Annotated in this window: 29 protein-coding genes; 14 read left to right on the top strand and 15 right to left on the bottom strand. The window is 70.9% G+C overall.

The window, feature by feature from the left end:
* Positions 1-70 precede the first annotated feature (70 nt).
* Positions 71-1,666 carry a serine/threonine-protein kinase gene (locus ACQBAT_RS04520; RefSeq protein WP_420746791.1) on the top strand — a complete coding sequence of 532 codons (1,596 nt, stop codon included), beginning with the start codon at positions 71-73 and terminating at the stop codon, positions 1,664-1,666.
* Here ACQBAT_RS04520 and ACQBAT_RS04515 read toward each other — a convergent pair.
* From ACQBAT_RS04515 to ACQBAT_RS04500, 4 genes are all read right to left on the bottom strand, one after another.
* Entirely contained in the window at positions 1,663-2,820 is a 1,158-nt protein-coding gene (locus tag ACQBAT_RS04515; protein WP_420746790.1) for an acyl-CoA dehydrogenase family protein, read from the bottom strand. The genes ACQBAT_RS04520 and ACQBAT_RS04515 overlap by 4 nt on opposite strands.
* A gap of 201 nt (positions 2,821-3,021) precedes the next feature.
* On the bottom strand, positions 3,022-4,041 hold the full coding sequence (locus tag ACQBAT_RS04510) for an LLM class F420-dependent oxidoreductase (RefSeq protein WP_420746789.1): 1,020 nt from the start codon (positions 4,039-4,041) through the stop codon (positions 3,022-3,024).
* 9 nt (positions 4,042-4,050) lie between these two features.
* Positions 4,051-4,593, bottom strand: coding sequence for a 5-(carboxyamino)imidazole ribonucleotide mutase (gene purE / locus ACQBAT_RS04505; protein WP_420746788.1), 543 nt, complete (start codon positions 4,591-4,593; stop codon positions 4,051-4,053).
* Positions 4,586-5,812, bottom strand: coding sequence for a 5-(carboxyamino)imidazole ribonucleotide synthase (locus tag ACQBAT_RS04500; protein ID WP_420746787.1), 1,227 nt, complete (start codon positions 5,810-5,812; stop codon positions 4,586-4,588). Before ACQBAT_RS04500 ends, purE begins: the two co-directional genes overlap by 8 nt.
* A gap of 39 nt (positions 5,813-5,851) precedes the next feature.
* Between ACQBAT_RS04500 and ACQBAT_RS04495 the strand changes: the two genes are divergently transcribed.
* The gene (locus tag ACQBAT_RS04495; protein ID WP_420746786.1) at positions 5,852-6,487 is read left to right on the top strand and encodes a GtrA family protein; all 636 of its coding nucleotides are present in this window, start codon (positions 5,852-5,854) and stop codon (positions 6,485-6,487) included.
* On the opposite strand, the gene ACQBAT_RS04490 is transcribed toward ACQBAT_RS04495, so the two are convergent.
* Genes ACQBAT_RS04490 through ACQBAT_RS04475 form a run of 4 tightly spaced genes read right to left on the bottom strand, consistent with a single transcriptional unit; the run spans position 6,460 to position 9,848 of the window.
* Positions 6,460-7,530, bottom strand: a complete 1,071-nt coding sequence (locus tag ACQBAT_RS04490) for a sensor histidine kinase (protein WP_420746785.1) — start codon at positions 7,528-7,530, stop codon at positions 6,460-6,462. The genes ACQBAT_RS04495 and ACQBAT_RS04490 overlap by 28 nt on opposite strands.
* A gap of 6 nt (positions 7,531-7,536) precedes the next feature.
* Positions 7,537-8,238, bottom strand: coding sequence for a response regulator transcription factor (locus ACQBAT_RS04485; RefSeq protein WP_420746784.1), 702 nt, complete (start codon positions 8,236-8,238; stop codon positions 7,537-7,539).
* A gap of 17 nt (positions 8,239-8,255) precedes the next feature.
* Positions 8,256-9,050 (bottom strand): enoyl-CoA hydratase/isomerase family protein, encoded by a 795-nt coding sequence (locus ACQBAT_RS04480; RefSeq protein WP_420746783.1) that lies wholly within the window; start codon positions 9,048-9,050, stop codon positions 8,256-8,258.
* A 9-nt stretch (positions 9,051-9,059) separates the two neighbouring features.
* On the bottom strand, positions 9,060-9,848 hold the full coding sequence (locus ACQBAT_RS04475; protein ID WP_420746782.1) for a biotin--[acetyl-CoA-carboxylase] ligase: 789 nt from the start codon (positions 9,846-9,848) through the stop codon (positions 9,060-9,062).
* Between the two features lie 24 nt (positions 9,849-9,872).
* Here ACQBAT_RS04475 and ACQBAT_RS04470 point away from each other — a divergent pair, with 24 nt between their 5' ends.
* Both ACQBAT_RS04470 and ACQBAT_RS04465 read left to right on the top strand, forming a co-directional pair.
* Complete coding sequence (locus tag ACQBAT_RS04470) at positions 9,873-11,468, top strand: acyl-CoA carboxylase subunit beta (protein ID WP_420746781.1); 1,596 nt, start codon at positions 9,873-9,875, stop codon at positions 11,466-11,468.
* Between the two features lie 128 nt (positions 11,469-11,596).
* A complete protein-coding gene (locus ACQBAT_RS04465) occupies positions 11,597-11,812 on the top strand; it encodes an acyl-CoA carboxylase subunit epsilon (protein WP_420746780.1) in 216 nt (71 codons plus the stop codon).
* 45 nt (positions 11,813-11,857) lie between these two features.
* Here the strand turns inward: ACQBAT_RS04465 and ACQBAT_RS04460 are convergent, their stop codons facing one another.
* Positions 11,858-12,535, bottom strand: a complete 678-nt coding sequence (locus ACQBAT_RS04460; RefSeq protein WP_420746779.1) for an MOSC domain-containing protein — start codon at positions 12,533-12,535, stop codon at positions 11,858-11,860.
* On the opposite strand from ACQBAT_RS04460, the gene ACQBAT_RS04455 reads away from it, so the two are divergent.
* Positions 12,522-14,267, top strand: a complete 1,746-nt coding sequence (locus ACQBAT_RS04455) for a DUF885 domain-containing protein (RefSeq protein ID WP_420746778.1) — start codon at positions 12,522-12,524, stop codon at positions 14,265-14,267. The genes ACQBAT_RS04460 and ACQBAT_RS04455 overlap by 14 nt on opposite strands.
* A 31-nt stretch (positions 14,268-14,298) precedes the next feature.
* Positions 14,299-14,937: a GNAT family N-acetyltransferase gene (locus ACQBAT_RS04450; RefSeq protein WP_420746777.1), complete on the top strand. Its 639-nt coding sequence runs from the start codon at positions 14,299-14,301 to the stop codon at positions 14,935-14,937.
* Positions 14,938-15,199: 262 nt separating this feature from the next.
* Here the strand turns inward: ACQBAT_RS04450 and ACQBAT_RS04445 are convergent, their stop codons facing one another.
* A complete protein-coding gene (locus ACQBAT_RS04445; protein WP_420746776.1) occupies positions 15,200-15,766 on the bottom strand; it encodes a hypothetical protein in 567 nt (188 codons plus the stop codon).
* Between the two features lie 129 nt (positions 15,767-15,895).
* On the opposite strand from ACQBAT_RS04445, the gene ACQBAT_RS04440 reads away from it, so the two are divergent.
* A complete protein-coding gene (locus ACQBAT_RS04440) occupies positions 15,896-16,531 on the top strand; it encodes a Maf family protein (RefSeq protein ID WP_420746775.1) in 636 nt (211 codons plus the stop codon).
* Positions 16,528-17,832, top strand: a complete 1,305-nt coding sequence (locus ACQBAT_RS04435) for an NAD(P)/FAD-dependent oxidoreductase (RefSeq protein ID WP_420746774.1) — start codon at positions 16,528-16,530, stop codon at positions 17,830-17,832. Before ACQBAT_RS04440 ends, ACQBAT_RS04435 begins: the two co-directional genes overlap by 4 nt.
* Here ACQBAT_RS04435 and paaE read toward each other — a convergent pair.
* From paaE to paaA, 5 genes are all read right to left on the bottom strand, one after another.
* Positions 17,810-18,931, bottom strand: a complete 1,122-nt coding sequence (paaE, locus tag ACQBAT_RS04430; RefSeq protein ID WP_420746773.1) for a 1,2-phenylacetyl-CoA epoxidase subunit PaaE — start codon at positions 18,929-18,931, stop codon at positions 17,810-17,812. The two genes, ACQBAT_RS04435 and paaE, sit on opposite strands and share 23 nt — an antisense overlap.
* 91 nt (positions 18,932-19,022) lie before the next feature.
* Positions 19,023-19,547, bottom strand: a complete 525-nt coding sequence (paaD, locus tag ACQBAT_RS04425; protein WP_420746772.1) for a 1,2-phenylacetyl-CoA epoxidase subunit PaaD — start codon at positions 19,545-19,547, stop codon at positions 19,023-19,025.
* 17 nt (positions 19,548-19,564) lie between these two features.
* Positions 19,565-20,407 (bottom strand): 1,2-phenylacetyl-CoA epoxidase subunit PaaC, encoded by an 843-nt coding sequence (gene paaC, locus ACQBAT_RS04420; protein ID WP_420746771.1) that lies wholly within the window; start codon positions 20,405-20,407, stop codon positions 19,565-19,567.
* Complete coding sequence (gene paaB, locus ACQBAT_RS04415) at positions 20,404-20,688, bottom strand: 1,2-phenylacetyl-CoA epoxidase subunit PaaB (RefSeq protein ID WP_420746770.1); 285 nt, start codon at positions 20,686-20,688, stop codon at positions 20,404-20,406. The genes paaC and paaB overlap by 4 nt, the downstream gene beginning before the upstream one ends.
* Complete coding sequence (gene paaA, locus ACQBAT_RS04410) at positions 20,685-21,701, bottom strand: 1,2-phenylacetyl-CoA epoxidase subunit PaaA (RefSeq protein ID WP_420746769.1); 1,017 nt, start codon at positions 21,699-21,701, stop codon at positions 20,685-20,687. The genes paaB and paaA overlap by 4 nt, the downstream gene beginning before the upstream one ends.
* Positions 21,702-21,960: 259 nt before the next feature.
* Between paaA and ACQBAT_RS04405 the strand changes: the two genes are divergently transcribed.
* The 6 genes from ACQBAT_RS04405 (at position 21,961) to ACQBAT_RS04380 (ending at position 25,730) form a co-directional block, all read left to right on the top strand.
* Positions 21,961-22,542 (top strand): GNAT family N-acetyltransferase, encoded by a 582-nt coding sequence (locus ACQBAT_RS04405; RefSeq protein ID WP_420746768.1) that lies wholly within the window; start codon positions 21,961-21,963, stop codon positions 22,540-22,542.
* Positions 22,539-23,366 carry an AzlC family ABC transporter permease gene (locus ACQBAT_RS04400; RefSeq protein WP_420746767.1) on the top strand — a complete coding sequence of 276 codons (828 nt, stop codon included), beginning with the start codon at positions 22,539-22,541 and terminating at the stop codon, positions 23,364-23,366. The genes ACQBAT_RS04405 and ACQBAT_RS04400 overlap by 4 nt, the downstream gene beginning before the upstream one ends.
* The gene (locus tag ACQBAT_RS04395) at positions 23,363-23,671 is read left to right on the top strand and encodes an AzlD domain-containing protein (RefSeq protein WP_420746766.1); all 309 of its coding nucleotides are present in this window, start codon (positions 23,363-23,365) and stop codon (positions 23,669-23,671) included. Before ACQBAT_RS04400 ends, ACQBAT_RS04395 begins: the two co-directional genes overlap by 4 nt.
* Positions 23,662-24,810, top strand: a complete 1,149-nt coding sequence (locus ACQBAT_RS04390) for a heparan-alpha-glucosaminide N-acetyltransferase domain-containing protein (RefSeq protein ID WP_420746765.1) — start codon at positions 23,662-23,664, stop codon at positions 24,808-24,810. The genes ACQBAT_RS04395 and ACQBAT_RS04390 overlap by 10 nt, the downstream gene beginning before the upstream one ends.
* A gap of 319 nt (positions 24,811-25,129) precedes the next feature.
* Positions 25,130-25,252 (top strand): hypothetical protein, encoded by a 123-nt coding sequence (locus ACQBAT_RS04385; protein WP_420746764.1) that lies wholly within the window; start codon positions 25,130-25,132, stop codon positions 25,250-25,252.
* A 313-nt stretch (positions 25,253-25,565) separates the two neighbouring features.
* Positions 25,566-25,730: a hypothetical protein gene (locus ACQBAT_RS04380; RefSeq protein ID WP_420746763.1), complete on the top strand. Its 165-nt coding sequence runs from the start codon at positions 25,566-25,568 to the stop codon at positions 25,728-25,730.
* The last annotated feature ends 98 nt before the right edge of the window (positions 25,731-25,828 follow it).

Genomic DNA, 25,828 nt, shown 5'->3' with positions numbered 1-25,828 from the left:
GGGGTAGTGTCGACATACGGGCACTGGAACCCAGCCCTGCGCACGAGCTGTCGCACGGAGGTGAGCAAGCGTGCACCCGCAGGACCCCCATGAGCCGGACACGACCGCGGCCGCGCCGAGCCTTGACGACCCGGGCCTGGTGGCCGGCCGTTATCGGATCCGCCGCACCCTGGGGCGGGGCGGCGGCGGCATCGTCTGGCTCGCCGAGGACGAGCACCTCGGGCGAGAGGTCGCGCTGAAGAAGGTGTCCGGCGAGGCCGACACCGACGTCCTGCTCACCCGCGGCATGCGCGAGGCGCGGATCAGCGCGACCCTGGCCAGCGAGCACGTCGTCCGCGTCTACGACGCCTTCGAGCACGAGGGCGCGCCGTGGATCGTGATGGAGTACGTCCCCGGACCCTCCCTCGCCGATCTCATCCAGGACGGCTCCCACCTCCCGGTCCGCACAGTGGCCTCGATCGGTGCCCAGGTGGCGGCCGCGCTGGCCGCCGCCCACGGGGCGGGTGTGCTGCACCGCGACGTCAAGCCGGCCAACGTGCTGTTGACCGATGACTCGGCCTCGGACGCCAAGCTGACCGACTTCGGGATCGCCCGCGGCGACGAGGATCACCAGCTCACCCGGACCGGGATGGTGTCGGGCACGGCTGCCTACTTCTCCCCCGAGATCGCCGCCGGTGAGGACCCCTCGCCCGCCTCGGACGTGTGGGCGCTGGGCGCGACGCTCTACGCAGCGGTGGAGGGCAGGCGCCCCTTCCCCGACGCCGCCAACGCCGTCGCCCAGCTGCACACGATCGTGCGGGAGGACCCGATCGAACCCGAGCGGGCCGGTCCACTCAAGCCGGTGCTCGCCGGCATGCTCAACGGCGACCCCCAGCAGCGCTGGACCGCCGAACGCGCGGCCCGTGAGCTGCGTCGCGTCGCGGACGCACCCGAGGGCAGCGCGGGGACGACGCGGGGTGCGGCGGGTGCCGCGGCGGTGGGGGCGGGATCGGGCTCGGGGCCCGAGGAGGTATGGGGTGCGGGCGCCACCCGGCAGCACGCTCCGGTCACCTCGACCCGACAGGTGCCCGTCACGCAGGCGGCAGGTGGGTATGCGCGCACGCAGTCCCCGTCCGGTCCCCCACCACGCGAGGCGGCGCCGCGGACCCAGTCGCCGAGAGCCCAGGCGCCGCGATCCGCACCACGGCCGGTGGCTCGCCGGCGGGCGCCCTCATCGCGGACGGTGCTCACCTGGCTGATCGCGATCCCGCTGCTGGTGCTGCTGGGCTGGCTGGCGTGGACGATCATCGACCAGACCGGCGGGCTGGGCGGCGACGGAAGCTCGCAGACCAGCCCGGTCGCCAGCACCGGTGAGGTGGACGCCGCGGAGGCCAACCAACTGGTCCGCTCCTTCTATCTCGCGCTCGTCGGCGACGGCGGTCTCGAGGAGGCGCGCACGATGCTCGGCCCCGATGCGCAGGTGGATCCGGAGATCGCCGACGGTCTGACCCGGATCGCCTACGACAACAGCGTCACCACGGCTGGCCCGGACGGGACGCAGCAGATCGAGATCGATGTGGACTACACCTACGGGGACACAGTGCTCGAGCAGCGCGAGACCTTGCTCGTGGGCCGCAATGAGGCCGGCGATCCGGTGATCCTCGAGCGCAGCACCACCGATCGCTAGCCCTTGAGCAGCTGGCGGGCCATCACGATGCGCTGGACCTGGTTGGTGCCTTCGTAGATCTGGGTGATCTTGGCGTCGCGCATCATCCGCTCGACCGGGAAGTCCTTCGTGTAGCCGTAGCCACCGAAGAGCTGCACCGCGTCGGTGGTGATCTCCATCGCGGCGTCCGAGGCGTAGCACTTGGCTGCCGCGCCGAAGAAGGACAGGTCGGCGTCGCCACGCTCGGACTTGGCGGCGGCGACGTAGACCATCTGGCGCGCGGCCTCGAGTTTCATGCCCATGTCGGCGAGCATGAACTGGATGCCCTGGAACTCGGCGATCGACTTGCCGAACTGCTGGCGCTCCTTGACGTAAGCCAGGGACGCGTCGAGCGCACCCTGGGCGATGCCGACGGCCTGGGCGCCGATGGTGACGCGGGTGTGGTCGAGGGTCCGCAGCGCGATCTTCAGGCCCTCGCCCAGGTCGCCCACCATCCGGTCTGCCGGAATGCGGCAGTTGTCGAAGTGCAGCTCGCGCGTCGGGGAGCCCTTGATGCCGAGCTTCTTCTCCAACGCACCCACGCTGAAGCCCTCGTCGTCCTTCTCCACCACGAAGGCGGTGACATTACGACCGCGCGGACCGTCGGGGTCGGTCACGGCCATGACGGTGTAGTACTCCGACTCCCCCGCATTGGTGATCCAGGACTTCTGCCCGTTGAGCACGAAGTGGTCACCGTCCTGGACGGCGCGGCACTTCATGCCAGCCGTGTCCGAGCCCGCCCCGGCCTCGGACAGGCCGTAGGAGAACATCGCCTCGCCGCTGGCGACGGGCGTGAGGTACTTCTGCTTGACCTCGTCGCTGGCGGCCAGGATGAGCGGCATGGTGCCCAGCTTGTTGACGGCCGGGATGAGCGAGGAGCTGGCGCAGGCGCGGGCGACCTCCTCGATGACGATGCAGGTCGCGAGGGCGTCGGCACCGACGCCGCCGTACTCCTCGGCGATGTGCGGGGCGTGCATGTCGGTGGCGACCAGGGCCTTGAGCGCCTCGTGCGGGAACCGCGCGTCCTCGTCCACCTCGGCGGCGTGCGGCGCGATCTGCTCGTCGGCGATCTCGCGGATCGCCTCGCGCAGCGCCTCGTGGTCCTCATTGATCCTGAACAGGTCGAAGTCGCTCATGGGCGCCAGCCTACTGGCCCTGTGGACGAGTCCTGACGTGGACGTCAACGGCGCCGGTCGCGTCCAAGAGACTGTGAGTGCCCCGAGTTGTCACGTCCATCCAGGGATGTGCGTCACAATTCGGGGCACTCACAGGGTGATCTGCGGCGTCTGTCGCCGAGGACGCCAGCAACTCATCGCGTGGCGTCGTCCGCGTTGGGTTCAGCCCTGCAGCTCTGGGATGACCTCGTCCTCGAAGAGCTCGATCCCGGACGTGTCATAGGCGGCCTCCGCGAAGTAGGTGATGGCGTAGGTCATCCCCCGCTCCTGCATCTCGGCCAGCATCTGGGTGATCTGCTCGGGGGTGCCGACGGCTGGCTGAGTCCGCAGGTTGTCGACCTGCTCCTGTGCCTTCGCCGGTGTCAGACCGGCCTCCTCGAAGCGGGCCTTGATCCCGGCCAGGCGCTCCTGCACCTCCGCCTCGTCCCGCCCGATCACCACGTTGTAGTTGGCCGAGCGCACGATCGAGTCGAAGTCGCTCCCGACGTCCGCGCAGTGCTCCCGCAGGATCTCCGACTTGCGCTCGAAACCGTCGGGCGATCCGTCGAAGTTGGTGTAGTCGGCGTACTCCGCGGCGATCCGCAGCGTCTTGCGCTCCCCGCCGCCGGCGATCCACATCGGTATGCCATTTCTCGCGCTCCCCTCAAAGGCCGTCCCCTGCAGGGGCTGGGGATGGCACAGGGCGCCGTCCACCTGGTAGTGCTCTCCGTCGAGGGTGGCCGACCCGGTGGTCCAGGCCTGGCGGAAGATCTCCACGCCCTCACGCAGCCGCGCCAGGCGCTCACCGGCGCGGGGAAAGCCGTAGCCGTAGGCCCGCCACTCGTGCTCGTACCACCCAGCCCCGATCCCCATCTCGACCCGGCCGCCGGAGATCACGTCGACGGTGGCCGCGACCTTGGCCAGGAAGGCCGGTTCGCGATAGCTCATGCAGGTGCACATCTGGCCCAGCCGCACCCGGCCGGTCGTCGAGGCGAGCGCGGCCATCACGGTCCACGCCTCGTGCGTCGCCTCCTGCGAGGGCTCGGGCACCGTGTGCATGTGGTCATAGACCCAGATCGACTCCCAGCGCTCCTCGGCGTCGGCACGCTGGGCGAGGTCGAGCATCACCCCCCACTGCTTCTCGGCAGCGATGCCGACGAGGTCCATCCGCCAGCCCTGGGGCACGAAGAGTCCGAAGCGCATACTCCCAATCTAGGCCCGACGGGCCCGCAACTTCTCGCCCTTGGCGTGCGCCTGGTCTCGCAGGTCGGCGGCAAAGGTCGCCAGCTGCTCCCGCAGCCGCGCGGCGAGCTCACCCTCGCCCGCACCGAGGGTCCGCACCGCGAGCAGGCCCGCATTGCGCGCGCCCGCCACCGAGACGGTCGCCACCGGGATCCCCGCGGGCATCTGCACGATGGAGAGCAGCGAGTCCATCCCGTCCAGGTGCTTGAGCGGAACCGGCACGCCGATCACCGGCAGCACGGTCACCGAGGCCAGCATCCCGGGCAGGTGCGCGGCGCCGCCGGCCCCGGCGATGATCACCCGCAGCCCCCTCTCGACGGCCGAGCGCCCGTACTCGATCATCTCGGTCGGCATCCGGTGCGCAGAGACGACGTCGGCCTCGTAGGGCACGCCGAACTCCGTCAGCACCCCCGCGGCGGCCTCCATCACCGGCCAGTCGCTGTCGCTGCCCATGACCAGCCCGACGAGGGGCTGGGGCTGGGCGGCGTCGTCGGCGATCGCGTGCTCACTCATCGATGACTCCTTGCAGGTAGTCGGCGGCGTGCTGGGCGCGCTCGCGCAGCGCATCCAGGTCGTCGCCGAAGACGGTCACGTGGCCAAGCTTGCGGCCCGGCCGCACGCCCTTGCCGTAGAGGTGGATCTTCAGCCCAGGATCGCGGGCCATCAGGTGCCGGTAGGTCGGGTACAGGTCGGGGTGCTCGCCGCCGAGCACATTGCCCATCACCGTCCAGGTGTCCCGCGCCGACGGGTCGCCGAGCGGCAGGTCCAGGACGGCGCGCAGGTGCTGCTCGAACTGGCTGGTCACCGAGCCGTCAATGGTCCAGTGACCGCTGTTGTGCGGTCGCATCGCGAGCTCGTTGACGACAAAGGTCCCGTATGCCGTTCCCTCCTCATCCTCCTGCGTCACCTCGAAGAGCTCGACGGCGAGGACGCCGGTGACGCCCAACTCACCGGCGATGCGCAGCGCGGCCTCGGTGGCTGCCACCGCGAGCTCCTCGGGCAGCTCAGGAGCGGGGGCCAGCACCTCGGTGCAGATTCCCTCGGTCTGGACCGTCTCGACCACGGGCCAGGCCGACGCCTGCCCGGACGGCGACCGCGCGACCATGACCGCCAGCTCCCGGGTGAAGGGCACCGCTTCCTCGAGCAGCAGACCGTCGGCCAGACCACCCTGGCCCACGCCGTCCAGCCACGGCTGCACCTGGGTGAGGTCACGGCATACCTGGACGCCTTTGCCGTCGTAGCCGCCCCGCGGCGCCTTGACCACGATCGGCCAGCCGACCTCCTGCGCGAAGGCCTCGACCTCCTCGGCGGTGCGCGCCTGCGCCCACCGGGGGCACGGCACCCCGAGCTCGGTGAGGCGGCGGCGCATGGCGAGCTTGTCCTGGGCGAAGAGGAGCGCCTCGGGCGCGGGATGCAGGGCTACCCCGTCGGCGGCGAGCGCGGCGAGGATCTCCTGCGGCACGTGCTCGTGGTCGAAGGTGACGACATCGCAGTGCTGCGCCCACGCCCGGAGCACGTCGAGGTCGGTGTGCTGACCGACCGGGCTGTGCGGAACCACGAGCGCCGCGCTCGCCGTCTCCGACTCCGACAGCACCGACAACGTCACCGAGAGCCCGACCGCGGGCGGCTGGCACATCCGCGCGAGCTGCCCGCCACCGACGATCCCGACGACGGGGAAGCCGCCATCGGCGCGCAACGGGGCGGTGGGGACGGGTTCGGCGGGAGAGGTCACGCCCAGACCCTACCCAGCGCCCCGACGTACACTCACCCGGTGATCCGGTCCTCCCGCTCCCTCGTCGCACGCCTGCGCGCGACCTACGAGGCGATCGCGCGGGAGTTCGCCAAGTTCGGCACCATCGGGGCGGTGGCCTTCGTGGTCGACATCTCCCTCTACAACCTGCTGGCCTTCGGGCTGCCGGGCGAGGGCGTCGGGGTGCTGCACGCCCACCCGCTGACCGCCAAGATCCTCGCGACCGCGGTGGCGACGGTGGTGGCGTGGCTGGGCAACCGGTTCTGGACCTTCCGGCACCGCCTGAGCCGGCCGGTGCCCAAGGAGCTCGCGCTCTTCGTGCTCTTCAACGTGCTCGGGCTGGGGATCGCGCTGGCCTGCCTGGGCTTCTCGCGCTATGTACTCGGGCTGGACAGCCAGCTCGCGGACAACATCTCGGGCAACGGGATCGGGCTGGTGCTGGGGACGCTGTTCCGCTTCTGGGCCTACCGGACCTTCGTCTTCCGGCGGGAACTGGACGCGGAGGAGAAGCTGGCCGCAGCGCAGGCGCGCCGGGAACGCCGGGCGGCGCGACGAGAGGTCCGTGCGGAGGGGCGCGGCGCCTCGCGGGCCGGCGCGACCCACGATCAGGTTGCCAGCACCGCCCGGGATCAGGGCGTCTCGGTCAGCGGCAGGTAGAGCGCGAAGACCGGCGGCGAGAGCTCGGTGAGCTCCAGCCGTCCGCCCACGGACTCGGCCGTCTCCCGCGCCACGGCCAGGCCGAGTCCCGTGCCCTCGCCCGTCGTCACGGCGCGATCGAAGATGGAGCGCGCCATCTCCCGCGGGATGCCAGGACCCTGATCGCCCACCCGGAAGACCGCTGAGGGGCCGGAGCGTTCGGCGTGCAGGAGGACATCGCCGCGGCCGTGCGAGAGGGCGTTCTCCAGCAGGGTGTTGAGCACCTGGGAGACCGCCGACGCGCTGGCCTCGACGATCATCCCGCGCTCGCTGACCAGTTCGATGGCGCGACCGGCCTCCTCGAAGGCGGGCGACCATTCCTCGTCCAAGCCGGCGAGCACCGCATCGACCGAACTCAGCGCGCCGCCGCTGGCGTGCCCGGCGCGGGTCCGGCGGAGCAGTTCCTCCACGACGCCGGTGAGGCGCTCGACCTGGCTGATCGCGATGTCCGCCTCGCTGTGCACGACCTCGACGTCCTCGGACTCGGCGATCTCCTCCAGCCGGAGCAGAAGTGCGGCGAGCGGGCTGCGCAGCTGGTGCGAAGCGTCCGCGGCAAAGGAACGCTCAGAGACCAGCGCGCGCGCGAAGGTGCCGTGGTGGCGCTCCACCTCGCGAGCGACCGCGTCGATCTCCCGGATGCCGGCCTTCCAGGGCTCCTGCTCGACCAGGCGGCCAGGGCGCGCCTGGGGGTCGAGGGCAAAGCCACCGGAGGCCATCTCGTCGGTGCGGCTGGCCAACTGCCGCAACGGATCGGCAACCGTCTCGGCGGAGCGGTCGGCCAGGGATCGGGCGACGCCGAGCGTGAGCAGAGTCAGGACGCCCAGGTCGATGATCACCGCTAGCACGATCACCCACACCGGCAGCTCGGCCGGGCCGCCGATCCACTTGGCGGCGTGCGCCTGGTCCAGGAACCACGCGGTGAGCGCCACGACGAGCACGGCCATCCCGAGCACGGAGAGGCCGAGGCGCACCGCCAGGTCACGAAAGACGGCGCGCACGCGCATCGGGGGTCAGCCCTCGGCGTCGTTCTGGAAGCGGAAGCCGACGCCGCGCACGGTGACGATGTAGCGCGGGTCGTGGGCGTCGTCGCCGATCTTGCGGCGCAGCACGGACACGTGCATGTCCAGGGTCTTGGTCGAGCCGAACCAGGAGTCCCAGACATCGCGCATCAGCACCTCGCGGGCGACCACGCGGCCCTCCTCGCGCATCAGCACGCGCAGCAGGTCGAACTCCTTGGTGGTCAGCCGGATCTCCTTGTCGTGCAGGAAGACCCGCCGCGCCTGGACGTCCATCCGCAGGGCGCCATCGCCGCGGCGCACCGGCGTCTGAGGGCCACGACGCAGCAGCGCCCGCACCCGGGCCATCAACTCACCGAGCCGGAAGGGCTTGGTCACGTAGTCATCCGCCCCCGCATCCAGCCCGACGACGGTGTCGATCTCGTCCGAGCGGGCGGTGAGCATCAGGACCGGCACGAAGACCCCGCCCTCGCGGATCGAGCGGCACACGTCCAGCCCGTCCAGCTGGGGCAGGCCAAGGTCCAGGATGACCAGGTCGGGCGGCACGTCGCCGAGCGCGCCGGCCAGGGCCGCCCGGCCGTCCTCGGCGACCTGCACCTCATAGCCCTCGCGGCGCAGCGCGCGGGCGAGGGGTTCGGAGATCGTCGGGTCGTCCTCGGCGAGGAGCACCCGCGCGGGGCTGACCTCCTCGGTCACCGGATCACTTCCCGGGCTCATCGACCCGGCCAGTTCGGGGTGCGCTTCTCGGCGAAGGCGGCCACGCCCTCGCGGCGGTCACCGCTGAAGGCGGTCGCGCGCCAGCAGCCGTCCTCGATCTCCAGCCCCGCGGCCAGGTCGGTGCCCATCCCCAGCCGCATCGCCTTCTTGGCGTTGCGCACGGCGACGGGGCTGTTGGCGGCGATCTGGGCCGCGATCTCCACAGCGCGCTCGCGCGCGGTGCCGGCAGGGACGACCTCGTCCACCACGCCCAGCTCCCCGGCTTCGGCAGCCGTGAGGCGCCGGGCGGTGAAGATCATCGAGGCCGCCCGGGACCAGCCGATCCGGCGGGTGACCAGCTGGGTTCCGCCGCCACCGGGGATCACGCCGACCCCCACCTCCGGCAGCCCCACCGTGGCCCCGTCACCCACCACGATCAGGTCGCACGACAACGCGATCTCCATGCCCCCGCCCAGGGCATAACCGTCCACCGCGGCGATGGCGGGCATCGGCAGGTTGAGCACTCCCCGGTAGGCCTCCTTGCTCACCAGCCGGTGGTCCATCATCTGCGCGTCGGTGAAGGAGTTGCGCTCCTTGAGGTCCGCGCCGACACAGAAGGCCTTGTCGTGGGTGCTCGTCACCACCACCGCCCGCACGCTCGGGTCGGCGGCGAGGTCGGCAGTGACCGCGGTGATCTCTGCCGCGAAGTCGGTGTTGATGGCGTTCATCGCCGCCGGCCGGTCCAGGGCCAGCTCGACGATCGTTCCGTCCTCCCCGTGCCGCGTCAGCTGCAACATCTCCGGTGCATCCATGGCGTCAGGCTACTGGTGAGTCGCATGGTGCACATCACCGGCGTGGTGGACGGTGCGTCCGGACGAGCCCTCCACCACGAGTGCTCCATCGGTGTCGATGTCCACCGCGCGACCGCTCGTGACCGACCCGTCCGGACCGTAGACCCGCACCTCCTGACCGGGCGTGAGGCATAGCCGCAGGTAGTCCGCCCGCACCCCGTCCACCACTCCGGCAGCCAGGTCGTCGTAGGCCCGTGCGAGGTGCTCGAGGTAGGTCTGGAGAAGGTCCTCGGTTGCCCCCTCCGGCAGCGGCGCGCCACCGCGCGCGACCCGCCAGGATGTGGCGGTGGGGACCGGGAGCTGATCGGCGCGATGGCCCACGTTCACGCCCGTCCCGACCACGATCTCCCCGCCCGGCGCCATCTGGCAGAGCACGCCCGCGATCTTGGCAAACGCCATACCGTCGACCACCAGGACCGCCTGGGCCTCCTGGCCCTCCCGGACCGGCACCAGGATGTCGTTGGGCCACTTGAGCGCCGCGGTGACCGGCCAGCGGCTCGCGGTGAGGGCGAGCGCCAGCGCGGTCCCCGCGGCAAGCGGCACCCAGCCGGCGACCGCGGGCGGCGCCGACGGCAGCACCGCGCTGATCGCCAGACACGTGCCCGCCGGCGACTCCCAGGACCGACCCAGGCGGCCCTGACCAGCGCTCTGATGGTCGGCCACCACGACCCGCCCGGGACGCGGATCGCTCAGCGCCTCGGTGTTGGTCGACCCGATCGTCCGGTGGTGTTCCGGTGCTCCCCAACGCAACACAGCCATGCGGGCAAGGCTAAGTTGTCTCCCATGAGCGACACCGAAGGTCCCGACCTGCGGACCACCGCCGGGCGGCTGGCCGACTACCGCCAGCGCGTGGACGACGCGGTCAACGCCGGCTCCACCAAAGCCGTGGAGAAGCAGCACGCCAAGGGCAAGAAGACCGCGAGGGAGCGGATCGAGGAGCTGCTGGACGAGGGCAGTTTCACCGAGCTGGACGCCCTCGCCCGTCACCGCTCCACCAACTTCGGCCAGGAGAAGAACCGCCCGTATGGCGACGGCGTGGTCACCGGCTATGGCACCGTCGACGGTCGACCCATCTGCGTCTTCGCCCAGGACTTCACCGTCTTCGGCGGATCCCTGGGCGAGGTCTTCGGGGAGAAGATCGTCAAGGTGATGGACCTGGCCATGAAGATCGGCTGCCCGGTCGTGGGGATCAACGACTCGGGTGGTGCGCGGATCCAGGAGGGCGTGGTCGCGCTCGGGCTGTACGCCGAGATCTTCAAGCGCAATGTGCACGCCTCGGGCGTCATCCCGCAGATCAGCCTGGTGATGGGGCCGTGCGCCGGTGGCGCCGTCTACTCCCCCGCGATCACCGACTTCGTGGTGATGGTCGACCAGACCTCGCACATGTTCATCACCGGCCCGGACGTGATCAAGACGGTGACCGGCGAGGACGTGACCTTCGAGGACCTGGGCGGTGCGCGCACGCACAACACCACCTCAGGCGTGGCGCACTACATGGGCTCGGACGAGGACGACGCGATCGACTACGTCAAGGAGCTGCTGGGCTATCTGCCGCAGAACAACCTGGAGGACCCGCCGGCCTACGAGATCGAGCCGGACGAGGAGGTCGGGCCGCAGGATGAGGAGCTCAACGCCCTGATCCCGGACTCGGCCAACATGCCCTATGACATCAAGACCGCGATCGAGGCGGTGCTGGACGACGGCGAGTTCCTCGAGGTGCAGCCGCTCTTCGCGCCCAACATCGTGGTCGGCTTCGGCCGGGTCGAAGGCCGCTCGGTCGGCGTGGTCGCCAACCAGCCGATGCAGCTGGCCGGCACGTTGGACATCGACGCCTCGGAGAAGGCCGCGCGCTTCGTGCGCACCTGCGACGCCTTCAACATCCCGATCCTGACCTTCGTGGACGTGCCCGGCTTCCTGCCCGGCACCGACCAGGAGTTCGGCGGCATCATCCGGCGCGGGGCGAAGCTGCTCTACGCCTATGCCGAGGCCACCGTGCCGCTGGTCACCGTCATCACCCGCAAGGCGTACGGCGGCGCGTATGACGTGATGGGCTCCAAGCACCTCGGTGCCGACATCAACCTGGCGTGGCCGACCGCGCAGATCGCGGTGATGGGCGCCCAGGGCGCGGCCAACATCCTCTACCGCAAGCAGCTGCAGCAGGTGGCCGAGGAGGGCGGGGACGTGGAGGCCGAGCGCGCCGCCCGGATCCGCGAGTACGAGGACACGCTGGCCAACCCCTACATCGCCGCTGAGCGTGGCTATGTCGACGCGGTCATCGAGCCGTCGGCCACGCGGGTCGAGGTCGCCCGGGCGCTGCGCCACCTGCGCTCCAAGCGCTCCAACCGGGCGCCCCGCAAGCACGGGAACATCCCGCTGTGAGCGGCGACGTGGCGGTGGAGGCACCCGGCGTGGTGGCTGAGCCGGCACCCGCCGCGCCGGCGTCGGCGAAGGCTGGTGGTGCCGGGAGCGCTGGCGCTCCCGCGGACGTTGCTGACGGTGCCGCAGGCGTGGCCGTGCCCCCCGTGATCCGGGTCGAGCGCGGCAACCCCACCCCCGAGCAGGTGGCAGCGTTGACCCTGGTCCTGACCGCCGCCGCCCAGGGTGGCGACGGCGGACAGGCAGGGCGCGCACCCCGCACGCTGTGGACCGCCCGTTCCCGTTTCGCCCGTCCCCGTCCAGCCGTCGGTCCCGGCGGCTGGCGCGCCTCCGCCCTGCCCCGCTGAGCCAGGCCACCGGACGGCTTGCACGCCCGTCACCCGGTGGCGACGTCAGCGCATCCCCGGTCGAGGTCCGGGGGCGGCGCCGATCCGGCGGGCCATCTTCTCGTGGTGCCGCGCCGGGAGCACCTCGGCCGCCACCACCTGCCGGGCCGCGTCGTTGTCGCCCATGGCCGCGGCGAAGGCCAGCGCCATGTCGATCTCGTGCGCCGGTGGCTCGACCGCCTCGATCGCATCACCCGGCCGGACCGTCCCGGGCACGATCACGCGCAGGTAGACGCCGCACCGACCGCGCTCGGTGAAGCGGCGCACCCACGCCCTCTCCCCCAGGTGCCGCTGGAAGGTCGCGCAGGGCGTCCGCGGGATCGAGACCTCCGCGATCACCTCCTCGCCGATCCGCACGCGCTGGTTGATGAGCAACGCCTCCAGATCGATCCCCTCCGTCGTGAGGTTCTCCCCGAACATGCCGTCCGACAGCGGCCGCCCGAGCTCGCCCTCCCACCAGTCCAGCTCCTCGCGGGAGAAGGCGTAGACCGCCTTGTCCACTCCCCCGTGGTGCTCGGCGTCCCCGATCAGATCACCCACGACACCCGGCCCATCGCCATACCTGGGACCGGGGGTGAACAGCTCGATCACCTCCACCGGCCGCTTGTCGATCCCGGTGACACGAGGCGTGCCCGGGTCCGGCTTGGGCTGGGCGAGGTTGGTCGAGAGGATGCGGGACGCCATACGGGGCAGCGTATGCCGTAGGTTGCTGGACGTGAGCGAGCAGACCCGAGCCCAGACCGCCGATCGAGCCCACACCGACATCGACCGCCTCGCCGAGGCCCACCTGGACGCCATGGTGGCGCTGAGTCCGCTGGAGGCGACCTACCTGGGCGTCCCCGGCCGCGACCACGAGATGGACGACCTGTCGATCGAGGGCCTGCGCGCCCACCGCGACCAGGCCGCCGCCACGCTCGATGAACTGGACCGCACCGAGCCGGTCGACGACGTCGACAAGGTCACCGCCGCCGCGCTGCAGGAGCGACTCGGCCTGGAGGTCGAGCAGCTCGACCTCGTCCTGGAGGGACGCGCCCCGGTCGACCTCAACGTGATCGCCTCGGCGCCCCAGGCCGTCCGCGACATCTTCGACATCATGGGCAAGGACACCGAGGAGCAGTGGCGCACCATCGCCGCCCGCCTCGCCACCGTGCCCGGCGCCCTCGAGCAGTACGCCTCGGCCCTGACCTGGTCCGCCGAGCGCGGCCAGGTCGCCCCGCGCCGCCAGGTGGAGAAGGTCGCCGAGCAGTGCCGCGACCAGTCCCAGGACGGCACGAGCACGTATGACGCACTCCTCACCGAGGCGCAGGGCCAGCCCGAGGAGGTCATCGGCCGCCTGACCGCGGGGGTCGCCTCGGCCAAGTCCGCGTATGGCGCGCTCGCCACCTTCCTGGACGGGCTCGCCGCGCAAGCTCCTGAGTCGGATGCCTGCGGGCGAGAGCTCTACCAGTTGCGCTCGCGCTCCTTCCTGGGCGCGAGCATCGACCTGGAGGAGACCTATCGCTGGGGCCAGGAGGAGCTCGCCCGGATCACCGCGATGATGGAGGAGACCGCCGAGCAGATCCGGCCGGGCGCCACCGTCAAGGAGGCCGTGGCGATCCTGGACGAGGACCCGGCCTACACGCTCGAGGGCACCGACGCCCTGCGCGAGTGGATGCAGGTCAAGGCGGATGCTGCGGTGGCCGAGCTGGGTGGCAGCCACTTCGACGTGCCGGAGCCGGTGCGCCGGATCGAGTGCATGATCGCGCCCTCGCAGACCGGTGGCATCTACTACACCGGCCCCTCCGAGGACTTCTCCCGGCCGGGGCGGATGTGGTGGTCCGTGCCCAAGGGCGTCACCACCTTCTCCACCTGGCGCGAGCTGACGACCGTCTACCACGAGGGCGTGCCGGGCCACCACCTGCAGATCGGCCAGACCGTCTACCGCTCCGAGCTGCTCAACCGCTGGCGCCGGATGGCCTCCTGGACCTCCGGACATGGTGAGGGCTGGGCGCTGTACAGCGAGTGGCTGATGGCCGACCTGGGCTACATGGATGACCCGGGTGACCGGATGGGTCTGCTGGACGCGCAGTCGCTGCGGGCGGCGCGGGTCGTGATCGACATCGGCGTGCACTGCGGCTTCGAGGCGCCGGAGGAGGTCGGTGGCGGAGAGTGGACCTATGACAAGGCCTGGGAGTTCCTCAACAACCACGTGAACATGGACGAGGGCTTCGTCCGCTTCGAGCTGGACCGTTACCTCGGCTGGCCGGGGCAGGCCCCCTCCTACAAGATCGGCGAGCGCCTCTGGCTGGAGTTGCGCGACCAGGTGCGCGAGCGGGAGGGCGATGACTTCGACCTCAAGGCCTTCCACCGCCGGGCGCTGGACATCGGCGGCGTGGGCCTGGACACCCTGCGCGCTGCTGTCCTCGAGGAGCTGTGAGGACGCTGCTCGATCACACGCCGGTCGGCCGGTGACCCTGCCCCGAGAGTTCGCGGTGCCGGAGCTGCGCACGCCACGGCTGCTGATGCGCGCTTTCGGATCACCGGACCGTGAGCCTTTCGCCCGGCTGAATGCAGACCCCGAGGTGATGAAGTATCTCCAGGGGCCGATGGACCGCGAGCGCTCCGACGCTTTCGTCGACCGGATAGCGCTCTGCTGGGCCGAGCACGGCTGGGGGCTGTGGGCGCTGGAGGTCGTGGAGACCGGTGAGTTCATCGGCTACACCGGGCTGTGGCCGGCACCGGACGTCGTGCGTGCTGAGCCGGACCTCGACACCTCAGCACTCCCCCACCGCTGGGCCGTCGAGGTCGGCTGGCGACTGGCGGCCCACGCCTGGGGCCAGGGCTATGCCCCCGAGGCGGCGCGGGAGGCGTTACGTTTCGGCTTCGAAGAGGTGGGACTGGCGGAGATCGTCTCCTTCACCGCGGCGGTCAACCGCCCCTCCTGGCGGGTGATGGAGAAGATCGGGCTGCGCCGCGACCCCACCCGCGACTTTGCCCACCCCAAGGTCGACGCCCGGGCCCACCCAGAGCTCGTCGACCACCTGCTCTACGCGCTGACGGCGACGCAGTGGCGCGAGCAGCAGGCGGGGACGCCCGGCTCGAGGTGATCGGCGCCCTCACCCTGCGATGCAAGGTTGCTCACGCGATGCAAGGCAATATCTACGACATTCCGTGAGCAACCTTGCCTGGCCCCATCCTCGGCGACCGGGGTCAGACGCTGTTCATGATCGCCGTCACAGCGCCGCCGATGATCCCGACGACCAGGCCGATGATCATCAGCACGACCGCGACATCCAGCACCATCAGGTCCCGCGTCGGTCGCACCTTCCACCCGGCGGCCTCGGCGACCTCGGTGGTGAACTTGCGCAGCTACTCGCTGTCCTTCATCGACACCTTCTCCTCGGCCCGCGGATCTCGCTCGAGCGACTCCACCGTGTAGCTCCACCGGCGCACACCCCCGGTCACCAGCTGCGCCCGATCGTTGAGTGGCTCGGGGGCCACCACCAACGCCTCGTGCTCGGAGATCCCGACCACCCGCTCGCCCTGACGCACCAGCGCGACCGCTGTCGTCGGGAACGGCCCGGTCCAGTCCGCCATGAACATCCCGCGCCGCGGATGGGGTTCGAGCCAGGCCCGGTCCTGGTCCGCCACGACGTGGAAGTGCGTGTCCCGCAGGGCCGTCGCGAGCCCACCGACGAAGGTCTCCCAGTCCCAGGGCGGCTGCTGACCGGTGTGGTCCACCGGTCCCACCTCGGTGAGCTTCTTGGACTTCGACCACGGGTTGCTCACCAGGATCGAGCCGATCGTGGTCAGCGCCAGCCCGGGCGCGAAGAAGATCAGCGCCAGGAAGGGGTAGCCGAGGATGTCGGTGGTCCGTTCCAGCCCCTCGCGGAAGATCGCGATCACGACCATCGTCCCCAGGAAGAGGCAGGTCACCCGATCAGCAGCAGCCCGCCGCCCGGGTTGCTCTTCGAGGTATGGGTGTAGGTGCGCTTCGCCATACAGGGCAGCCTAGGGCGCGGTGCACCTCGGGGACGGCGCGCGCCCGACCTCTACCCTGGCGTCATGATCCCGTTCGTCCTCGCCTCGGCCTCGCCCGCCCGTCTGACCACCCTGCGCAGCGCAGGCGTGCAGCCCGAGGTGATCGTCTCGGGCGTGGACGAGGACGCCGCCCTCGCTGTGGCCGAGTCCCGGTATGGCGTGCTCTCCGCCGAGGATGTCGCGCTCACCCTGGCCCGGGCCAAGTGTGAGGCCGTCGTCCGGACCGAGGAGCCCGACGCCCTGGTCTTGGGCTGCGACTCGGTGCTGGAGCTGGACGGTGAGATCCACGGCAAACCGGCCGATGCTGAGGTGGCCACGCAGCGATGGCGACGGATGCGGGGTCGGGTGGGCACACTGCATACGGGGCACTGGGTCGTGGACAACCGCGAGGGCGGGACGGGGGCCACCCTGGGTGCGACCGCGTCGACCGTCGTCCACTTCGCGGACCTCGGGGACGAGGAGATCGAGGCGTATGTCGCGACCGGGGAACCCCTGCACGTCGCCGGGGCCTTCACGGTGGACGGGCTCGGGGGGCCGTACGTGCGAGCGATCGAGGGCGACTACCACTCGGTGGTCGGGGTGAGCCTGCCGCTGCTGCGCGAGCTGCTGCTCGAGCTGGACGTGGCCTGGCACGAGCTGCGCGCGGGGACGACGGGATGAGCGGCGTCGTGGGTGCACCGGTGCGCAGGGTTGCCGTCGTCGGGGCCGGGATGGTCGGGCTGGCGACCGCCTGGTTCCTGCAGGAACGCGGCGTCGAGGTCACGGTTATCGACCGCTCCGGGGTCGCGGCAGGCGCGTCCTGGGGCAATGCCGGCTGGCTGACGCCCGCCATGGCCGCGCCGCTGCCGGAGCCGGCGATCCTCAGTTATGGCGCACGAGCCGTGGTGTCGCCCTCGTCCCCCGTGTCTGTGCCGCTGACCGCAGACCCGCGGTTGGCGCGCTTCGTGGCCAGCTTCGTGCGGCACAGCACCCAGGGCAGATGGACGACCGCGATGCAGGCGCTGCTGCCCCTGAACGAGCGCGCACTCGGGGCCTTCGACCACCTCGGCGAGCACGGGGTCGCGGTGGAGGTGCTGCCCGCCGACCCGCTGCTGGCGGCCTTTGCGCGGGTGGGAGACGCGCAACCGCTGCTCGATGAGTTCGGGCACATCGAGCAGGCCGGTGGGCAGGTCGAGCATGAGTTGATCGGAGGTGCGGAGGCGCAGCGGCGTGAGCCGACCCTGTCGGAGTCGGTGCAGGCGGCCGTGCTGATCCACGGGCAGCGTCGGCTGAATCCGGTGACCTCTGTGGCTGCGCTGGCCGACGCGGTGCGCGAACGGGGTGGCCGGATCGTGGTCGGTTCGGACGTGCAGGCCATGGAAGACCTCGGCCGGGCGGGGGTGCGGGTGGACACGAGCGGGGCTGGCGGCGGCGTCTACGACGCAGCGGTGATCGCGACCGGTGCCTGGCTGAACCGCTTGGCGCACTTCTTCGGGGTGCACCACGTGGTGCAGGCCGGTCGGGGGTACAGCTTCAGCGTCGCCGCGGAGGAGCTGCCGCGCTCACCGATCTACCTGCCCGCCCAGCGAGTGGGCCTGACGCCGCTCGGCGACCGGGTGCGGGTGGTCGGGATGATGGAGTTCCGTCGCCCCGATGCGCCGCTGGACCCTCGCCGGATCCAGGCCATCGTGGAGTCCGCGCGTCCGCTGATGAGGTTGGACCTGGACGCGCGGGAGGACGAATGGGTGGGCGCGCGGCCCTGCACCGCCGATGGGCTGCCGCTCATCGGGCGGACCGAGTCCGAGCGGGTCTTCGTCGCGGGCGGGCACGGGATGTGGGGCATCACCCAGGGGCCGATCACCGGTCAGCTGCTCGCCGAGCAGATGACGACCGGCGAGGTGCCGCCGGCCCTCACGCCCTTCGACCCACTGCGGCGCCTGCGCTGGGCGCCGAGTCGGCTCAGGCGTCGTAGTCGATGGTGACCTGGTCAGAGACAGGGTGGGACTGGCACATCAGGCGGTAGCCGCGGGCGACCTCGTCCTCCTCCAGCGCGTAGTTGCGCTCCATCTGTACCTCGCCGTCGACCACCTTCGCGCGACAGGTGCCGCAGACGCCGCCGGTGCAGGAGAAGGGAGCGTCCGGACGCTCGCGCAGGGTGGCGTTGAGGATGGTCTCAGCCCGGGTCGGCATCGGCACGGTGGTGGTGCGGCCATCCAGGGTCACGGTCACCACGGCCTCCGGCGGCGCCGTCGGGTCGACATCGACAGGTGCCTCGTCGGTGATCGGGGCGCCGGCATCGTCGACGTGGAAGATCTCGTGGTGGACGTGGGCCTCCTGCACCCCGCGCTCGGCGAGCACCGCGCGCACGGTCTCGACCATCCCGAAGGGGCCGCAGAGGTACCACTCATCGACCTCGTCCTCAGGGACGAAGGTGGCGAGGAACTCCTCGAACTTCTCCCGGTCGATCCGACCGGTGAACAGCTCGACGTCCTGCACCTCGCGGGAGAGCACGTTGATCAGGGTGAACCGCCCCGGGAAGCGGTTCTTCAGGTCCATCAGCTCCTCGAGGAACATGATCGAGTCGGTGCGCCGGTTGCCGAAGATCAGGGTCGCCCGCGAGCCGGGCTCCTCCTCCAGCGCCGAGGTGAGGATGGACAGGACCGGCGTGATCCCCGAGCCTGCGGCGACGCCCACGTGGTGCTTGCGGGCCGTGGGGTCGGTCGGGCAGACGAAGGAGCCCAGCGGGCTCATCACCTGCAGCACGTCCCCCGGTGCGACCTCGGCGTTCATCCAGCTCGACATCACACCGCGCGGCACCCGAGCAGAGGCGACCCGCACCTCCCCGCGGCGTTGAGCCTCGGCGCGGGAGATGCAACAGGAGTAGGAGCGCCGCACGTCCTCGCCGTCGATGGTGGCACGCACGGTGAGGTGCTGCCCGGGCTCGAAGGCGAACTCCTCGCGCAGCTCCTCAGGAACAGCGAAGGAGACCGCCACGGCCTCGTCAGTCAGCCGGTCCACCCGGGTGACGGTGAGGTCGTGGAAGGTCGCGCGGCGGCGCGTCGGCTGCTGCAGCAGGCTCATCGAGGCTCCTCGGTGGTGGCTCGGGTCTGGATGGTCGGGGGTCTGGGGGCCAAGCCCCCGGCGGCGGGGACCGACGGGGGCGAAGCCCCCGTCAGATGGTCTTGAACTCGTCGAAGGGTTCTCGGCAGGACAGGCAGCGGCGTAGGGCCTTGCAGGCGGTGGACCCAAAGCGCGCGACCTCCTCGGTCTCGGCGGCGCCGCACAGCGGGCAGGTCACCTGGCGCCGCTGCAGGGTCAGCCCCACCGGCCCGGAGGCGTGGGCGCGCTCACCCGTCGGCGGCGCAATCCCGAAGCGCCGCAAGGACTCTCGCCCCTGCTCGCTCATCCAGTCGGTCGTCCAGGCCGGTGACAGCCGCGTGACGACATCGACCGGCACGCCGGTGCGTCTCCCGACGGCGCGCAGGTCATCCTCCATCGCCTGCATGGCTGGGCACCCCGAATACGTCGGCGTGATCGTCACCCGCAGCCCCTCCGCTGCCCGCTCGATCGCCCGGATCACCCCGAGGTCGTCGATCGTGATGACCGGGATCTCCGGGTCGGGCACCGCGCGCAGCTCCGCCTCGACCCGCTCGAGCAGGTCCTCGGTGAGGGGGGCGGGGCCGGTGGGCGACGACATACGGGATCGGGGGTGGGTCACCAGGTGGCGCCGGGGTGGCTGCGGGCGATGTGCTGCAACTCGGCGAGCAGATAGCCCATCACCTCGGAGTGCACGCCCTCGCGACCGCCGCGGGCATGCCAGCGGGGCGCGTCGGGCATGGCGAGCGTCGCCTCCTCCAGGACCGAGGTGACGTAGGCGTTGACCTCCTCGACCAGGGTCGACGGGAGCACCCCGATCCCTTGCTCGGCGGCCCAGCGCGCGGCGTCGTGGTCCTCGCCGAGCTCGGCGACATAGGGCTGGACGGCCTCCAGTCCGGTCTGCATCCGGCGGTGCGACTCCTGCGTCCCGTCGCCCAGGCGCAGCACCCACTGGGCGGCGTGGTCGCGGTGGTAGTCGACCTCCTTGAGCGCCTTGGCCGCGATCGCGGCGAGCGTCTCGTCGGTGGAGTCGACCAGCCGGGAGTAGAGCGCGTGCTGGTAGCTGGCGAACCAGAGCAGGCGCGCCATCTCCTGACCGAAGTCGCCGCGGGGCTGCTCGACCAGCTGCAGGTTGCGGAACTCGCGCTCGTCGCGCAGCATCGCCAGGTCGTCCTCGTCGCGGACCGGATCCGCGCCCTCGACCTGGCCCGCGTGGGTGAGCAGCGAACGCGCCTGGCCGAGCAGGTCCAGCCCGATATTGCCCAGGGCCATGTCCTCCTCGATCTGCGGCGCGTGCGTGAGCCACTCGCCCAGGCGCTGGGCATAGATGAGAGCGTCGTCACCGAGTCCGAGCAGGTATGCCGTGTGGAGGCTGCTTGACGACGGCGCCTCCACCTCCTCGGGCCGGGGTGCAGCGACGGTGGCGGTGGCGACGTGAGTGCCGGAGCCGGTGTCGGTCACAGGTACTCCACGTCCTCGGGCACGTCGTAGAAGGTCGGGTGCCGGTAGACCTTGTCGGCGGCCGGGTCGAAGAAGCTGTCCCGCTCCTCCGGGCTGGACGCGGTGATGTCCTCCGAGGCGACCACCCAGAGGGAGACGCCCTCCTGACGGCGGGTGTAGAGGTCACGGGCGTTGCGCAGCGCCATCTGCGCGTCGGGGGCGTGCAGCGAACCGGCGTGCACGTGCGACAGACCCCGCTTGGCGCGGACGAAGACCTCCCAGAGCGGCCAGTTGGCACTCATGCGACCTCCTCTTTCGATGCCTGCTTCTGGGCGTAGGCGTTGGCGGCCTCGCGCACCCAGGCGCCCTCCTCGTGGGCGGCGACCCTGGTCTCGATGCGCTGGGCGTTGCACGGGCCGTCGCCCTTGAGCACCCGCCAGAACTCGTCCCAGTCGATCTCGCCGAAGTCCCAGTGTCCGCGCTCCTCGTTCCACCGCAGGTCGGGGTCGGGCAGCGTGATGCCGAGCTTGATCGCCTGCGGCACCGTCATGTCGACGAACTTCTGCCGGAGGTCGTCATTGGAGAAGCGCTTGATGCCCCAGGCCATGTTCTGGGCGGTGTGACCGTCCTTGGCCTTCTCCCCCGAGTCCGGCGGGCCGAACATCATCAGCGCCGGCCACCACCAGCGGTCGGCGGCGTCCTGCAGCATCGCCTTCTGCTCCGGCGTGCCCTGCGACAGCGTGTAGAGCGCCTCGAAGCCCTGCCGCTGGTGGAAGGACTCCTCCTTGCAGACGCGGATCATCGCGCGGGCATAGGGGCCGTAGGAGCAGCGGCACAGCGGCACCTGGTTCATGATCGCCGCCCCGTCGACCAGCCACCCGATCGCGCCCACGTCGGCCCAGGTCAGGGTCGGGTAGTTGAAGATCGAGGAGTACTTCTGCTTGCCGGTGTGCAACTTGTCGAGCAGCTCGGCCCGGTCCACGCCGAGGGTCTCGGCGGCGGAGTAAAGGTAGAGCCCGTGCCCCGCCTCGTCCTGCACCTTGGCCATCAAGATCGCCTTGCGCCGCAGGCTGGGGGCGCGGGTGATCCAGTTGCCCTCCGGCTGCATGCCGATGATCTCGGAGTGCGCGTGCTGGGCGATCTGCCGGATCAGCGTCTTGCGGTAGCCCTCGGGCATCGCATCGCGCGGCTCGATCCGCGAGTCGTCGTCGATCAGGCCGTTGAAGTAGTCCTCCAGGGCCTGGGTGTACTCGTGGGTCTCCGCGGCGTTCAGGGGGGCCGCGTCGTCGCGGGGCCCGAAGTCGTTGCCGTACATGCCCCCAGTGTAGGGCCCGCCATGTGGCCGGAGAGCGTACCTGGTCAGGGGCAAGGCACGCCTGGCGCCTCCGTGGCGGCGACTGCGAAAGCAGTCTCCACGTGACCGGCACGGTCATCGGTCTCGACATGGATGAGGAGTCGTGGGGCGCTCCCAGCCGAGCCTGGAGGGGATTGGAGGACCCACAACCAGTGCACCTGTCTCCCCAGGACCTATCGGGTCCCGAAGATGCACCTCCTCGAGATGAGAGACTGTCGCGGTGAGGGACCACGACGCAGCGCAGGACGGCACCCAGGCTCCGCTGGCGGACGCCGCCGTGCGCACCGCCCGCCCCACCGACGCCCCGGCCGTCGGCCTGGTCCAGGCCTTCGTCTGGCAGGACGCGTATGCCGACCTGCTGGCCCAGGAGGTCCTCGACCAGCTGAGCGGTCCCCGCTTCGGCAACGCCTGGCGGCGCTCCCTGGAGTCCCCGCCCACGCCGCGCCACCGGTTGCTGGTCGCGACCGCCGGGCCGCAGGTGGTCGGCTACGTCTCCCTCGGCCCGGCCGAGCCCGAGCCGGGACTGGAGGAAGGGCATACGGGCATGCTGTTCGATGGCGGGGTGCACCCCGAGGGGCGGGGCGCGGGCCACGGCTCCCGGCTGCTCAACGCGGCCATCGACACCCTGCGCGCCGGTGACGACGAGCTCGAGTCGGTCGCGGTCTGGACGCTGGCCGATGCCGAGGGGACGCGAGCCTTCCTGCAGTCGGCCGGCTTCGAGCCCGACGGCGCCTATCGCGACCGGGTGGTGGACGAGGACGGACGGACCGCACGCGAGGTGCGGCTGGTGGTCACCCTGTGACCTGGTGGCGCACAGCCGCGGCTCGGCAGGGGCTCGCGGTCGGGATGGTGGGGCTGTATGGCGTGAGCGCAGGGGCCCTCGGGGTGGCCGCGGGTCTGTCGGTCTGGCAGACGATGCTGACCTCACTGCTGCTCTTCAGCGGCGGTTCGCAGTTCGCTTTCTATGGCGTGATCGGGACCGGCGGCAACCCGATCGCGGCGGTCGCGACGTCAGCGCTGCTCGGCCTGCGCAACGGCTTCTACGGGCTTGAGCTGTCCCGGGTACTGGCGCCGCGCGGCTGGTGGCAGCGGCCGGTGACCGCCCAGCTGACGATCGATGAGACGACCGCGGTGGCGCTGGCGCAGGAGGACCGGCACAGCGCCCGGATCGGCTTCTTCGTCACTGGCGTGACGCTCTTCATCGTCTGGAACGGCACGACGCTGCTCGGCGCGCTGGCCGGCAGCGCGATGGGTGACCCACGGGCGTATGGCCTGGACGCCGCGGCAGCTGCGGCCTTCGTGGCACTGGTGTGGCCGCGGCTGGTCGGGCGGGGTGAGAACGGGCGGACCGGGCCGGTCGCGACGGCAGCCCTCGCGATGGTGCTGACCCTGATCTCGGCGCCCTTCACCCCGACCGGGGTCGAGGTGCTGATCGGGGCGCTCGCCGCGCTGGTCATCGGGCTGCGGGACCGCTCGACGCCGGGGCATGTCGAGCCGGTCACCCGCGATGCCGACGCCCTGGCGCACCACGAGCTGACCGCCCACACCCGGCACGAGGACTCGGCGGTCGTGACTGCGGAGGGTGAGGAACGGCATACGGGCGGCGGCGGGGAGGCCGAGCGATGATGCTCTGGACGGCCGTGATCGTGGCCTGCCTGCTGTCCTTCGTGACCAAGTTCGCTGGTTACCAGGTGCCCGAGCGGATCCTGGAGATCCCGTGGGTCGAGCGGGTGGTGCCGCTGCTGACGATCGCGCTGCTGTCGGCGCTGATCATCACCCAGGGCTTCCTGGACGGTGACGGGCTGCCGGTGATCGACGCGCGGGCGGCCGGGATCGGGGTGGCGATCCTGCTGCTGATCCTGCGGGCGCCCTTCATCGTGGTGGTGGCGCTGGCCGCGCTGACCGCCGCCCTGGTCCGGCTGTGGACGTAGCCAGCCTCGCCGACCGCCGGATCGTCGGAGTCGACCTGGCGCGGATGGTCGCGCTGCTGGGGATGTTCGCCGCGCACATCGTGGTAGCGCGGGACGCGGCGGGGCCGGGCGGCGTGGACCCGCTCTACCAGGTGGTGGCGGGTCGCTCGTCGGCGCTCTTCGCGCTGCTTGCCGGGGTCGGGCTGGTGCTGGCGACACGTCGGGTGTCGGACGTGGGGCGCGCTCGTGTGGGGCTGGTCGTGCGGGCGGTGCTGATCGCCGCCCTCGGCATCGTGCTCGGCTCGCTGGACTCCGGGGTCGCGGTCATCCTGACCTTCTACGGCGCGCTCTTCCTGTGCGCGCTGCCGGTGCTGACCTGGTCGGCGCGCTCGCTGGCGTGGCTGGCGGTGGGGTGGGGCCTGCTGTCGCCGGTCGTGAGCGTGCTGCTGCGTCGGGCCGTGGAGGGCGGCCCCAAGGTCGTGCCCTCGCTGGAGTCCCTTGATGCGCCCGGGGCGCTGCTGCGCGAGCTGCTGTTGACCGGCTACTACCCGGTGCTCACCTGGGCGACCTATCTCTTCGCCGGTATGGCGTTGGCCCGGATCGACCTTCGCGCGTCGGCGGTTGGGCCTCGGCTGATGCTGGTGGGCGCCTGGCTGGCCGCGCTGTCGCTGGGCGTCTCGGCGATGATCACCCGGCTGCCAGGGGTGCGGGCGGCGCTGATCGCTGACCCCCGACGCCCGGTCGCCGACTGGGCCGGGATGGAGACCCAGCTGCGGATCGGTCTCTACGGGACGCATCCCGATGGCACGTGGTGGTGGCTCGGGGTGTGGTCACCGCACAGCGGCAGCATCGTGGACCTGGTGCACACCACCGGCTGCGCGCTCCTGGTGCTGGGTCTGTGCCTGTGGGTGGTGCGGCTCGCTCCGATGATGCCGTGGCGGATCGCCGCCGGCGCCGGAGCCATGACCCTGTCCCTGTATGCCGCCCACGTCGCCATCCTCGCCACGCCCCTCGGGGATGACGCCCGTCCCGGTCTGGTCCTGCTGGCGCACTGCGTGGTGGCGGTGGCGCTCGGGTCCGTGGTCGCGGCGATGCGCTGGCGAGGCCCGCTGGAGTGGCTGGTCGCGCGCGCCGTGGCGTTCAGCATCACGGCGCGCTGACCACCCTGCCCCGCTGACCCCCTTCCCCACCGGACGCGTGCCAGGTCGCCGATTCGCCCCACCGAACGCGTGCCAGGGCCCGGGGCGCGTTGGCCACTCGTCCCTGACGACAGGCAAGGTTACTCACGGAATGCAGCGCTATTGCCTTGCACATCGTGAGCAACCTTGCCTGGCGTGCCGATGACCTTGGCACGGGAGGCGCCGGGGGCGGATGTCCCTTCGCGAAGGGCATTGCGTTCACCTGTTGTTCATCTTTCATCCACCTCTAGTAAACTTGGTGAACGAAAGGTGAACAACTCAAGCAAGGAGGTGGATCCGCATGCAGACCCGTCGTCGCAACGTCGAGCTTCACTGGGTCCCCGGCACCGATGTCCACGGTCGTCCGATCATGGAGATGCGCTGGTCCGTCGAGGACTGCGCCCCGGTCGTCGCGCAGGACTGAAAGCCACGCATCAGCGGCCTGAGCAGCCGCTATCTCAACGCGTGAAAGGCCCGCCCGGAGATCTTCTCCCGGCGGGTCTTTCGCATGCCTGCCCACGAAGCGGCGCCACAGCAACCCCATCAGCCCCAGGCGCGACAACACTGAGCCGGGAGCCTACGCCACGCCGAGTCGATCAGAACCCTCGACAGGACACTTGCCCTCGGGTAACGTTAGGTGAACGGCAGATGAACACCGCCGATGAACGTCGGCACAAATAGCGCAGACGCACGGTTCGAGAAGCACCCTCGTCACGGACGACAAGGAGGTGGATCCGATGACCAAGCTTCGCCACCTGAGTGCGCGGAAGCAGCCGCGCATGATGACCTGGGTTCCGGTGAAGGGGCCCGACGGCCGCACCCGGATGGAGATGCGCTGGCACGTGGGTCAGAAGGCCCCGAAGAACCACCGCAGCAGCAGCAGCAGCAGCAGCGCCGCCTGACCACAGCGCTCCTTCACTGGGCGCGCGTCCCGTGGTTGTCGTCACGTGGAAGTTGGCAACGTTGCCAACTTCCACGTGACGACAACCACGGGACGTCT

This window comes from Ornithinimicrobium pulveris (assembly GCF_050261105.1).
GTDB lineage: Bacteria > Actinomycetota > Actinomycetes > Actinomycetales > Dermatophilaceae > Ornithinicoccus.
Note: the sequence above shows the minus strand (reverse complement) of the source record. Positions and strands in the feature narration are given on the sequence as shown.